This window comes from Methylophilus rhizosphaerae, from assembly GCF_900100975.1.
Classification (GTDB): Bacteria; Pseudomonadota; Gammaproteobacteria; order Burkholderiales; family Methylophilaceae; genus Methylophilus; species Methylophilus rhizosphaerae.
On the sequence record NZ_FNFX01000002.1, the window covers coordinates 131,536 to 143,963 of the forward strand.

General features: G+C 51.0%; 12 protein-coding genes and 1 other RNA gene. 6 read left to right on the plus strand and 7 right to left on the minus strand.

Annotated elements, in window-relative coordinates; genetic code table 11:
* Positions 1 to 90: 90 nt before the first annotated feature.
* Positions 91 to 1,743 carry a glucose-6-phosphate isomerase gene (pgi, locus tag BLP53_RS04400; RefSeq protein ID WP_091470722.1) on the plus strand — a complete coding sequence of 551 codons (1,653 nt, stop codon included), beginning with the start codon at positions 91 to 93 and terminating at the stop codon, positions 1,741 to 1,743.
* A gap of 61 nt (positions 1,744 to 1,804) precedes the next feature.
* Here the strand turns inward: pgi and BLP53_RS04405 are convergent, their stop codons facing one another.
* The 3 genes from BLP53_RS04405 to BLP53_RS04415 all read right to left on the minus strand — a co-directional run bounded on the left by BLP53_RS04405 (position 1,805) and on the right by BLP53_RS04415 (position 5,588).
* Positions 1,805 to 2,446, minus strand: coding sequence for a response regulator (locus tag BLP53_RS04405; protein WP_091470729.1), 642 nt, complete (start codon positions 2,444 to 2,446; stop codon positions 1,805 to 1,807).
* Positions 2,447 to 2,549: 103 nt separating this feature from the next.
* Positions 2,550 to 3,656 (minus strand): PAS domain-containing sensor histidine kinase, encoded by a 1,107-nt coding sequence (locus BLP53_RS04410; protein WP_245652624.1) that lies wholly within the window; start codon positions 3,654 to 3,656, stop codon positions 2,550 to 2,552.
* Between the two features lie 105 nt (positions 3,657 to 3,761).
* Positions 3,762 to 5,588 carry a GGDEF domain-containing protein gene (locus tag BLP53_RS04415; protein ID WP_091470734.1) on the minus strand — a complete coding sequence of 609 codons (1,827 nt, stop codon included), beginning with the start codon at positions 5,586 to 5,588 and terminating at the stop codon, positions 3,762 to 3,764.
* Positions 5,589 to 5,748: 160 nt separating this feature from the next.
* Between BLP53_RS04415 and ffs the strand changes: the two genes are divergently transcribed.
* From ffs to BLP53_RS13490, 5 genes are all read left to right on the plus strand, one after another.
* Positions 5,749 to 5,845: signal recognition particle sRNA small type (ffs, locus tag BLP53_RS04420), an RNA gene on the plus strand.
* A 132-nt stretch (positions 5,846 to 5,977) separates the two neighbouring features.
* Positions 5,978 to 7,756, plus strand: a complete 1,779-nt coding sequence (dnaX, locus tag BLP53_RS04425) for a DNA polymerase III subunit gamma/tau (protein ID WP_091470736.1) — start codon at positions 5,978 to 5,980, stop codon at positions 7,754 to 7,756.
* 24 nt (positions 7,757 to 7,780) lie between these two features.
* Entirely contained in the window at positions 7,781 to 8,089 is a 309-nt protein-coding gene (locus tag BLP53_RS04430) for a YbaB/EbfC family nucleoid-associated protein (protein WP_091470739.1), read from the plus strand.
* Between the two features lie 14 nt (positions 8,090 to 8,103).
* The gene (recR, locus tag BLP53_RS04435; protein WP_091470740.1) at positions 8,104 to 8,703 is read left to right on the plus strand and encodes a recombination mediator RecR; all 600 of its coding nucleotides are present in this window, start codon (positions 8,104 to 8,106) and stop codon (positions 8,701 to 8,703) included.
* Positions 8,704 to 8,841: 138 nt separating this feature from the next.
* Entirely contained in the window at positions 8,842 to 9,234 is a 393-nt protein-coding gene (locus tag BLP53_RS13490; protein ID WP_143001349.1) for a hypothetical protein, read from the plus strand.
* A gap of 75 nt (positions 9,235 to 9,309) precedes the next feature.
* On the opposite strand, the gene BLP53_RS04445 is transcribed toward BLP53_RS13490, so the two are convergent.
* From BLP53_RS04445 to BLP53_RS04460, 4 genes are all read right to left on the minus strand, one after another.
* On the minus strand, positions 9,310 to 9,507 hold the full coding sequence (locus tag BLP53_RS04445; protein WP_091470745.1) for a CsbD family protein: 198 nt from the start codon (positions 9,505 to 9,507) through the stop codon (positions 9,310 to 9,312).
* A 164-nt stretch (positions 9,508 to 9,671) separates the two neighbouring features.
* Positions 9,672 to 10,316, minus strand: a complete 645-nt coding sequence (locus tag BLP53_RS04450) for an HAD family hydrolase (protein ID WP_091470748.1) — start codon at positions 10,314 to 10,316, stop codon at positions 9,672 to 9,674.
* Entirely contained in the window at positions 10,316 to 11,014 is a 699-nt protein-coding gene (gene ubiG / locus BLP53_RS04455; protein ID WP_091470750.1) for a bifunctional 2-polyprenyl-6-hydroxyphenol methylase/3-demethylubiquinol 3-O-methyltransferase UbiG, read from the minus strand. The genes BLP53_RS04450 and ubiG overlap by 1 nt, the downstream gene beginning before the upstream one ends.
* A gap of 18 nt (positions 11,015 to 11,032) precedes the next feature.
* Positions 11,033 to 12,370: a TRZ/ATZ family hydrolase gene (locus BLP53_RS04460; protein ID WP_091471380.1), complete on the minus strand. Its 1,338-nt coding sequence runs from the start codon at positions 12,368 to 12,370 to the stop codon at positions 11,033 to 11,035.
* Positions 12,371 to 12,428 lie beyond the last annotated feature (58 nt).

Here is a 12,428-nt window from a genome sequence, read left to right on the forward strand (position 1 = left end):
TGGCGCTTGCAAGCGCGGCCCAAAACCGTGATTGCAAGCCCTATTGAAATTGAAATTAAACTGACTTGAAAAACTAAGCAACAACATAACATGGCAAAACTAACCACTCATCCTAGCTGGCACGCGCTTACCCAGCATCAAAGTGACATACACAATATTCAAATGCGCGACCTGTTTAAACAGAACGCCAACCGGTTCGAAGAATTCAGCTTAACAGTAGATGATATCCTGCTGGACTACTCCAAGCACCGCGTGACCAAAGACACGCTCTCCCTGTTGTTCCAGCTGGCACGTGACTCACGTATTGAAGAGTGGCGCCAGCGCATGTTCTCTGGTGAGAAAATCAATATCACCGAACATCGTGCTGTCCTGCATACTGCCCTGCGCAACCGCAGTAATACGCCAGTATATGTTGACGGCAAAGACGTCATGCCGGAAGTAAACGCAGTATTAGCGCAAATGCGCACATTCACCGAGCAGGTACGCAATGGCCAATGGACGGGTTACAGCGGCAAACGCATCACGGATATCGTGAACATCGGTATCGGCGGCTCTGACCTGGGCCCTGTCATGGCGTGCGATGCACTCAAACCCTATGCCAGCCCGGATTTAAAGGCACATTTTGTTTCCAATATTGACGGTGCGCACCTGATGCGCGCGCTGGAACAATGCAATCCGGAAACCACACTGTTTATCGTAGCCTCCAAAACATTCACGACTCAAGAAACCATGACCAACGCGCACTCTGCACGCCGCTGGTTCCTGGAGAGTGCCAAAGATGAACAACACGTAGCCAAACATTTTGTGGCCCTCTCGACCAATGCCAAAGCCGTAGAAGCTTTTGGTATCGATACCAACAATATGTTCGCGTTCTGGGACTGGGTGGGTGGCCGTTATTCACTGTGGTCTGCCATTGGCCTGTCAATTGCGCTGTATGTCGGCATGGATAACTTCGAACAAATGCTGGCGGGCGGGCATGCCATGGACCAACACTTCCTGACGGCACCACTGGAACAGAACATGCCGGTCATCATGGCCCTGCTCGGCATCTGGTATAACAATTTCTTCCATGTCGATACGCATGCCATCCTGCCTTACGATCAAGGCATGTCACGCTTCGCCGCCTACCTGCAACAGGCGGATATGGAAAGTAACGGTAAATTCATCTGCCGTGACGGTAGCCGCGTCAGCTATAAAACCGGGCCGGTGATCTGGGGTGAAGCAGGTACCAATGGACAGCATGCCTTTTATCAGTTGATTCACCAGGGCACACAAATGGTTCCTGCTGACTTCCTGATGCCCGTGAACAGTCATTACAAAGTCGGACAGCCTGACGACCAGCATCACAAAATTCTGCAGGCAAACTTCCTGGCACAAACCCAGGCGCTCATGCTGGGCAAAACCCGCGAAGAAGCGCGTGCAGAACTGGTGAACCAGGGCTTGTCCGGGCAGGCGCTGGAAGATCTGTTACCGCACAAAATCTTTGAAGGTAACCGCCCCACCACCTCCATCATGTTTAAACAATTGACCCCTTATACTTTAGGTAAGCTGATTGCCTTGTACGAACACAAGATTTTCGTACAAGGCATTATCTGGGACATCAACAGCTATGATCAATGGGGCGTGGAATACGGTAAACAGATTGCCAGCCAGATTCTGCCATTATTGAATAATGCTGATGCCGTCACCTGCTTTGACAGCTCCACCAACGGATTAATCAATTACGCTAAGAAAAACTCATAGTCGATTGATATAAAATAAAAAAGGCCTTTCAATAAGGCCTTTTTTATTACAATTTTTCCTGCTACACCAGTTGGTTCTTAATCGCGTAATGCGTAATATCTGCATTGTGTTTCAAACGCATTTTTTCCAGCAAGCGTGTACGGTACATGCTCACCGTTTTTACTGACAATGCCAATTTGTCGGCAATTTCACTCACCGTTAATCCCGAAGCAATCATGCGCATCACCTGGAATTCACGATCAGAAAGTGTTTCATGCGGGGCAATACTATGATCAGTCCCCACCTGTTCCGCCAGGATCTCGGCGACACTGGGCGTAATATATTTCTTGCCCTTGGCCAAGGTATGAATTGCCGTCAACAGCTCTTCAGAAGCCGTATGCTTGCAAAGATAGCCGGATGCCCCTGAACGGATGGAACGCACTGCATACTGATCTTCCATATACATGGATAGCATCAGGATATTTAATGCTGCATTTTCACGCTTGATCAGCTTGAGTGCTTCAATGCCGGTTTTGTCAGGCAGGGAAATGTCCAGCAACATCACATCCGCGTGCATCTCCCGCGCACATTTAATGGCCTGTGCCGCATTCTCTGCCTCTCCGATCACTTCAATCTCGCCACTGGCTGTTAAAATTTGCTTGATGCCTGAACGAAGGATGGCATGGTCATCGACGATGATGACTTTAATTTTTTTGATATCCACGCTGTTTCCTCAGATTTGCAATACTGACATTTTCATGACCGCCCCCATCAGCACTGCCAAATCATTGTAAAACGGATATCACTTTCTGTCACGAGGGAGAATGTCACACAGGCACCTGCACACGAATTAAGGTGCCGCGTGCGCTATCGGCGGGAGAGTCTACAAAGCATTCACCACCCAAGGCGGCTGCACGCTCCTGCATGCCACGCAAACCGAAGGAATTCGGTTTTATTTTATCTGCCGGCGCAATCCCGATCCCATTGTCGGTAATTGCCATCAGCAACATTTGCTCGCGTAGCAACAGTTCGACATGCACTTCATCAGCCCGGGCATATTTGGCAATATTGGATAACGCTTCCTGACAAATGCGGAACAAGGCCATAGACTTGTCATCATCACACGCCAGATCACGGCAATTGGTTACAAACCTGGCAGCCAGCCCTAATTGCTTCCTGAACTGGTTGACCTGCCACTCCAGCGCATCCACCAGGCCCAGATCAAGGATATTCGGCCGTAAATTACCAGAAATTCTATGCACGGCATCAAAAGTCTGGTTGATAATATTCTGTAACATGGTGGCTTGTTCAATATCGACGGGGGAACCACTTTCGATTTGCTGGATAATGGTGGAAAGCCCCAGCTTCATCGCCGTCATATTGCCGCCCAGGTCATCGTGTATTTCACGGGCAATGCTCACACGCTCTTGCTCTTTCGCCTGGTTCAAATGTGCCGTCAGGGCCTGCAAATCTTTCCTGGCCTGTTCGATTTCCTGCTTTTCCTGCTTGCTCTGGCTGATATTGAGCATAATGCCATCCCATTGCACCGCACCTTGTCCCAGTGCCTGTATTGTCGCGCGGATATTGACCCATTTCATATCCTGCCAGTCGGCAATCCAGATCCTTCCCTCCCAATCGAGCCGGCTATGCTGCCTGGCAGACTGCTGCAGTTTTTGTTTAAACTGATGGGCAGACTTTTCTTCCATGGCATTGAACAGGGCTTGCGCATCTTTCAACAATGCTGCGGCAGGAATGCCCAGCAATGCTTCGCACCCTTCGCTCAGGTAGGTGAAGACGATCTGCATATCCGCCGTCATATGCATCTGGAAGACTAAACCGGGAATACTGGAAACGATGGCGGAAAATCTGCGCTCGCTTTCATGCAAGGCATCTTTCACGCGATTGACAGGGGAGTCAGTTGCAGGGCTGGTCACATGGCACCTCTTGTTTGATGCCAGCTAGCATATCATGCTCCACCCAGACTTGGGTATTGCTTTACAGTTCAGCGGGTGGGCACCCTAAAACTGAATGCAGATTGCTTAACTTTGTTGTAAGTCAACTTCAGTCATCACACGGTTTTTACCGCTCTTTTTCGCCAGGTACATGGCCTGGTCGGCACGTAGCAGAATCGAAGTGACATCGTCTTCCTGCTTGAACAAGGCGACGCCGGCACTGAAAGTGACCAGCAATTTCTGGTTGTTACCCAGAAAATATTCCTTGGTGAGCGAGCGCTGCAAGCGGCTCATCGTCGTTACGGCTTCGTCAAGGCTGGTGTTAGGCAAAATCACCACGAACTCTTCCCCGCCCATACGGGTAACAATATCGGTGGGGCGCACCGTACGTTTCACTACCGCTGCCAGATGTTTCAGGGCAGAATCACCTGCAGCGTGACCATGCTGGTCATTCAGGTACTTGAAGTTATCAATATCCAGTAACGCCACACTGAGTGATTCTCCGCTGCGGCGATAACGCGCAATTTCCGTGTTGAACGCCTCCTCCATGCCACGGCGGTTGAGTACGCCGGTGAGCTGGTCGATACGCACCACTTCGCTTAACTGGCTCAACTCGTCTTGCAGTTTCTGCATACGCACCTGTGTCTCACTGGCAATGCGTTGTTGCTGCAGTAAATCATCGTGTGAACGCATAATATCCGTTTGCATGACAGAAGTATCACGCATCAGGTGATTCACCAGTTCGTTGATTTTAATCAGGTCGTCGGTTTGCGAAAGCTCTTTGGCGTAATGTTCAATCTTGCCGCCATACTGCTCGCTGGCCTCCCCCATATACTTGAGTTTATCAATAAATGATCCAATCAGGGATTTGAAGGAGTTTCTGGCTTCAATCAGGCTATATTTAACCAGCCCTTGTTTATAGACCACTTCTTTCAGGCTTTTTTCTGCCTGTTTAAGCTTGGCCCGGTCCAGCGGGCCGCTGATAATGGATTGCACTGCATAGACCTGGCCGCTCAGCCAGCCATCTTCAGCCACCAGTTCGCCAATGTTGGATAACAGTAAATGCAGTAAATCAATGATATCGCCACGCACATCATCTTCCTGCACCCCTATCATTTCCACGCGCAGCAGCAAGGCTTTGAGCGATTTGGCCAGCGCCTCCCACTCTTTCAGCTTTTTCGCACGTTCGGCACTTGCTTGCAATGCAATCGCTTCTGATTGCAGGTCAGGATAACCTTCCAGGCGTGGAACCAGCCCCAGGTGCAAGGTTTGCTTTAACAAAGTTTGTAAAATAGTGAAGGCGCCATGAAACTGTTGCACTTCCGCAGGTAGCTCTTCTTTCGTCAATGGCGTGATTGCGGCAGCAACAGAAGCTGGCGGCACCGGCGTGTTACCCACTTCGCTCCCCTCATAGGCTGGTACTCCCTCAACTCTCGCATCGGCCGGCAACCAGTTATTCGCCATGCCCAGCAACTTATCCGGCAAGGTACTATCGCTGCCAAAATTAATCAGCACCCGCTCCAGCATTTCACGCTTTTGGGCCGGGTCTATGTCGCCACGCTTATCCTCCCAGCCTTGCAAGAGCGTACGGATCGCCCGCGGCCATTTGGTTGAATGGCTGAGTTGTTGCAGCATGGACTCTTTCAGCAAATCACCCAGGCCTTGCCAGTTATCCTGCTTCAGGGCTTTTTCCCAGCGATTGATCCAGTTAGTCTGTTCCAGGGAGTCATGTGGTAATTGCTTCAGGGCTTTGCGTAAAGCCGCTGCGGCATCCTCTTTGACCGGTTTGCCGGCAATTTCAGAATAAATGCGGGTGTAATTATCCGGCGTAGGCTCAACGCGCCTGACTGCCATCTGCTTGATAGTTTCTCGTGCAATTTCCGATGCAGTAGTGGGTATTCCGTTCGTTGCCATGATATCCGCTAGGTATACTGATAGATAAAGAGAATTGTGCAACCAGAGTCATCGCTCCCATGCGGCCATAAGAGGGTAAATTGCCTGTTATTTTGAATCGTTAATGATTGCCTGTAACAATCCCTCGGCAAAACAGGGGATTTTGCGCTACAATAGCAACCGCGGGCCTCCCCGCATTGTAAGGTAGCCAACCTGGTCAGGTGCGGAAGCAAGCAGCCACAACTATCAAGCAAGTGCCGGGGGTTGGGCTCGCCCTCTTCCATATCCAGATTTCGTTAATTCCCGTGCATCTGTCAACCTTATTTTTAGTTGCCTTGATGTGCGCATGAATCGGTAATTTAGGCTAAAGTATTGGTTTGCCTTATGACATTTAATCAATAGAGTACACGATGTCTTACCAAGTGCTGGCGCGCAAGTGGCGCCCAAAATCCTTTGGCAGCCTGGTCGGCCAAGACCATGTGGTGCAGGCGCTAAGCAACGCGCTAACCCAGCAACGGCTGCATCATGCCTATTTGTTTACCGGTACACGCGGTGTTGGTAAAACCACGCTGTCACGCATTCTTGCCAAATCGCTGAACTGTGCTACCGGCATTACCGCCAATCCTTGTGGCGAATGCGAAGCCTGTAAAGCGATTGATATTGGCCGCTATGTCGATTATGTCGAAATGGATGCTGCCTCCAACCGTGGTATTGCCGATATGGTCAGCCTGCTGGAACAAGCCATTTACGCCCCCTCCTCCGGCCGTTTCAAAGTCTACATGATTGATGAAGTGCACATGCTGACCAAGGAGGCATTCAATGCCATGCTGAAAACGCTGGAAGAACCGCCCGCGCACGTCAAATTCATCCTGGCGACCACCGACCCGCAAAAAGTACCAGTCACCATCCTTTCACGCTGCCTGCAGTTTAATTTGCGCCAGATGGCCAGCAGTACGATCACTGCCCATTTACAGGATATCCTGGGGCAGGAGCAAATCATTTTTGAAGCCCCGGCGCTACAGTTAATTGCACGTGCGGCCAATGGCAGTATGCGGGATGCCCTGTCACTGACAGACCAGGCAATCGCCTATGGTAATCAATCGGTCCGGGAAACTGATGTACGCAGCATGCTGGGTGCTATTGACCAGAGCTATTTATATGACCTGGTACGTGCCTTGGTTGCCAGCGATGCGACCGCCCTGCTGCAAATTGCGCAGCAAATGGACGCCCGCAGCATCGGCTTCGAAAGCGCACTGAATGACCTGGCAGCGCTACTGCATTTACTGGCAGTGGCCCAGTACAGCCCGCAAGTAATCGCTGAAGACCATCCCGAACGCCAGACATTGCTGGCGCTTTGCTCACAGCTGACCGCTGAAATGCTGCAACTGTATTACCAGATTTGCATTCTCGGTCATCGTGATATCGGCCTGGCGCCCGACCCTTATGCCGGCTTTACCATGACCTTGCTGCGCATGCTGGCATTCAAGACCGATGCCATGACGCCTTCCTCTCCCCCTCCAACCAGTCATAGCGGTGACAATGAATCCGGCAACTCCCGTACACCTCTCAGTAGTGGTGGTGCTCGTGCAGCCTTGGCACAAACCCGCCAGGCTGCTGTTGCCAGCCCTGAGCCTGCCGTCCCACAAGTCGCACCGCCTGCACCCGTGATGCAACCAGCGCCGACACCAGTCCAGACTGCAACAACGATAGCTCAATCACTCACGGTGAATCCGATAGCCCCACAAGCAGTGTTGCCAGAAGCATCTTCAGAGCCCCCACCTGTAACGGAGGAGCCCGCCTCCTTCAGCTGGGATGGTAACTGGCGGTTGCTGGTGGAAAATCATTTAAGTAAATTAGGTCTGGTGCGGGCACTGGCACAGAACTGTGAGCTGGTCTCTTATGATGCTGATCAAATGACATTACGTATTGGCGAGGCTCATAAGCACCTGGCCAGTGCCAATTACCTGGACAAGCTGAATAGTGCCTTGAACAACCATTTTAGCCGCCGCATTAAGCTCACGATTCAAATCGACCAGGAAGCTAACACACCCGCCAGGCAGCTGGCAGTAGAAAAAGCCGAATTGCAGGACCAGGCCAGGGACGCCATACTCAGCGACCATTTTGTGCAGGGCCTGATGCAAGAAATGGGCGCAACCATTGTACCCAACTCAATTAAACCCTTACATTAACCCATCAACTCAGAGGAGCATACAATGATGAAAGGTGGCATGGGCAACATGATGAAGCAAGCCCAGATGATGCAGGCCAATATGCAAAAAGCACAGGCTGAACTGGCGATAACCGAAGTGGAAGGCACTGCCAGTAATGGCATGGTCAAAATCATCATGACCTGTAGCAACGAAGTGAAACGGGTTCAGATTGATGATGCTGCCATGGATGATAAGGAAACCCTGGAAGACCTGGTCCTGATTGCGCTGAAAGATGCCAGAGCCAAAGCAGAAGCCACTTCTTCTGCCAAGATGGGCAACCTGATGCCACCAGGCTTCAAATTACCGTTTTAAGCGGGACCCCTCGTTTGAACTCCCCGGCTGTCCTCGAACAATTGGTGAATGCCCTGCGCTGCCTGCCCGGCGTCGGGCCTAAATCTTCCACCCGCATGGCCTATCACCTGCTGCAACGGGATCGTGAAGGGGCTCAGCGACTAGCAGCCAGCCTGCAACAGGCGCTGGATAAACTGGCGCATTGTGACTATTGCAATAACTTCAGTGAACACCCAGTATGCAGCCTGTGCCAGGATAACCAGCGGGAAAAATCCACGCTGTGCGTCATTGAAATGCCAACAGATTTGATGACACTGGAAAATACCCGCAGCTATCAGGGGCAATATTTCGTGTTGATGGGAAAACTGTCGCCCATGGACGGCATTGGCCCCAAGGATATCCACTTGGATAAACTGCTTAAACGTGCCCAGGATTCCCTGATTGAAGAAGTGATCCTGGCCACCAATTTCACTTCTGAAGGTGAGGCTACCGCCCACTATATCGGCCAAATGCTGAAATCCCGTGGCATCAAGGTCAGCCGTATCGCACGCGGCCTGCCCATGGGGGGCGAAATTGAATACGTGGATAGCGGAACGCTTTCTACTGCCTTGCTTGAACGCAAAGCTGTCACCTAAACAAAACCCTTCGTACCCTTGGTTTCGGTAAATTCCTACATCACATTCAGTGGTGACCTATAAAACTAACACCCGTCACACCTTATATTGGAAGTCATCTTCACGCGAAGACCTACTCACTTTCAGTAAGGAGCGATCATGAAATTAACTACATCCTCTTTAGCGATGGCCGGTTTGCTGATCATCAGCTTATTACCCACCCAAAACATACTCGCGGCTGGCGTCAATGCCGGTGCAACCACGAATGATGGCGCAGGCACGACAACGAACAATGGAAACCCTGCTACAACCAATGGCGCCACATCCCCTCCCACCACCACCAATCCTGCACCAGTAGGTAATTTGAAGAATAAACAATTGAATCAACCGGCCAATCACCGAGATATGAATCAGCCGGCTAACAACGGGAGTACCAGAAACAATACGAACACGGTAGCGCCACCTCCCCCTGCAAACAACTGTTATACCGTAGATGGTCAACCATCAACGACCACCGATTGCTCACCTGGTACCAACCCTAACGTCAGATGAGTGATGCTACAGAACCACTAATGAAAACCCCGCTCACTCATTTAGTGTAGCGGGGTGTTTGGTGATGAAATATCATCAGTGGTAATAGCCGATATCTTTCAGGTTTTCTTCTACCTGCTCTTTAGCTAAACCGTAACGCTCTTGCAGTTTTCCAATCAGATATTCGCTATTGCCTTCAGCTTCCTGGATTTCATCATCGGTAAGCTTGCCCCATTTGGCCTTGATTCTACCTGCCATCTGCTTCCAATCACTTTCTGCCGTATCTTCATTCATACCGCTCTCCTTCAGGCTTGGATCTCTAATCAATTACCTTCTCATGAGAAGATAAGCCATTATTAGAGTTATCTATGAACGCTTTTATAGGTCAATACTGATTCGACTGTAGGAATTTCCCAAAACGGGCAAAGGCTTGAAAGAGACAATCATCACGGCTGGTATCATAGGTGATGTAATAACGCCTGCGGATGGGTGATACAAGCATTTGCCCCCCATTGCAATGGCTGGTCTTCATCTGACAGGTAGCCAAACAAAGCCACCAAAGTCGTCATCCCGGCGGCATGGCCGGCCTGCACATCACGCTCAGCGTCACCAAGATAGATGGCCTGCCCCGCTGCCAGTTGCATGCGCTCGCATGCCAGCAGCAAGGTGGCCGGCGAAGGTTTGGGTTGTGGCGCATCATCTCCACTGATGACTGCCGCAGCGCGCCCTGATAACTTCAATGCTTCGACAATGGGCAAGGTAAAGCGACGCGGCTTGTTCGTGACAATGCCCCAGCGCAAGCCACGCGCCTCGATGGCTGCAAGTGTCTCCTCCATGCCATCAAACAATCGCGGCTGGCGGGTCATCACTTCTGCATATAAAGCCAGGTACTCCTCACGCATGGCCTCAAATTCACTGTCTGCCGGCTGCAAGCCAAAGCCGATCGCCAGCAGCCCGCGCGAACCATGTGAAGCATAGGGGCGGATGGTCTCCTCCGGCAAAAATGGCAACCCATGACGCGCACGCTGCAGATTCAATGCATATCCCAAATCTGGTGCGGTATCCACCAGGGTACCATCCAGGTCAAACAGAACTGCCTGCATTAAACATCCTTTACGGCGTGTAACATGTAATTCACACTGGTATCTGCGGTCAGGTGGTATTGCTTGCTGAGTGGATGATAAGTCAGGCCGGTTTGATGTTGCAGCTCCAGCCCGGAGTGGCGTAACCATGCAGCTAACTCGGAAGGTTTGATAAATTTGCTGTAATCATGCGTGCCTTTGGGCAACAGGTTCAACAGGTATTCTGCCCCCACCACTGCCATTAAATAAGCCTTGGCATTACGATTGAGGGTTGAAAAGAACACATGGCCGCCTGGCTTAACCAGGGCAGCACAAGCGCTTACGATACTGGCAGGGTCTGGAACGTGCTCCAGCATTTCCATACAAGTAACGACATCAAACGCTTGCGGTTTTTCTTCAGCCAGTGCCTCAATGGCAATACAGCGGTATTCCACCTGTAAATTGGCTTCCAGCGCATGTAACTGTGCCACTTGCAGCGATTTCTCCGCCATATCGATGCCTGTCACCTGTGCACCACGGCGTGCCATGGACTCGCTTAAAATACCGCCACCACATCCCACATCCAGCACTTGCTTGCCATGCAGGCTGGCACGACTATCAATGTAATCCAGCCGCAAAGGATTCAATTGATGCAAGGGTTTAAATACCCCTTGCGGATCCCACCACTGATGTGCCAATTCGGCAAATTTATTGACTTCCGCGGCTTCTACATTCGCCATGATGATTCCTTTGCATCCTTAAGAGTGAGATGACTGTATTTTCAATTGCCATTGCAAGGCAATTGACTTTAACTCTTCCGCGTCCATATTTTCAAATACAGATTGACCCGTTTCTGTACGCTGGTAGCGTAAATGGCCCTGTACCCAGGTATGCGTTACTTGCTCGCGCCCGGCGACATACACCAGGTGGGAAACGGGATCGAAACAAGGCAAACTATTCAGGTCATCCAGTTTCACGGCGATCAAATCCGCCTGCTTGCCGGTTTCTATGCTACCGATCTGGTCTTGCAGACCCAGCGCGCGAGCGCCATTAATCGTGGCCATTTCTAGCGCCGTATAGGCAGGCACAGAGGTAGCCTGGTCATCAGCAACTTTCGCCAGCAAAGCGGCTGTACGCATTTCCTGCCACAGATCCAGCCGGTTATTGCTGGCAGCACCATCCGTGCCCAGGCCAATATTGATACCTGCACGCAATGCAGCCGCAACCGGCGCAATACCACTGGCCAGTTTTAAATTGGAGCACGGGCAATGTGCGACATGGGCGCCCAAGGTTGCCAGCCTCTCTAATTCATGAGTTTCAAGATGTACCCCATGCGCCAGCACGGTCTGTGGGCCAATCACCCCCAGTGCGTGTAAACGCGCCAGCGGGCGCTGCCCGAATCGATCCATACTTTGCTGGATTTCCGTGCGTGTTTCATGCAAATGGGTATGTATGCCAAGGTTCAATTGCTCGGCCAGCGTAGCAAGTTTCTCGAATGTTTGATTACTCACCGTATAAGGGGCATGCGGCGCAAATGAAAAAGTGATTTGTGCATCAGATTTATACTGATCACGCGCTTCAGTACCCAAGCGGATATAGTCATTGGCCGTGGCGGCATAATTCGTGGGGAACTCCATCACCACCAGGCCGATATGCGCGCGCATACCACAACGCTTAACGGCTTCTATGGTTGCTTGTGGGAAAAAATACATGTCGTTGAAGGTGGTCACACCACCACTCAACATTTCGGCACAGGCCAGTAAACTGCCGTCACGCACAAAAAATTGTGATACCCATTGGCGCTCTGCCGGCCAGATATGCTCATTGAGCCATGGCGTTAGTGCATGATCATCCGCATAGCCTTTAAGCAAATTCATACTGCTATGCACATGTAAATTAATCAGCCCCGGCAGCAAGGCATGCTGCGGGCAGTCAGTGACCGGCCAGTCACTCGCCCACGTGGGGATTTCTGTTTTAGGCACAATAGCTCGAATACGGCCTGTGTCTACCAATACCGCATAATGCTCCAGAATAGCCTGATGCCCATCCATGGGAATAACCCAGCGTGGCTTGATAATAAATTGAGGTGTGCCCATCCCGGCATTATAACCGAGCCTAGCATAGGCCGTCCTGGCCACCAAACACCAGCTATAA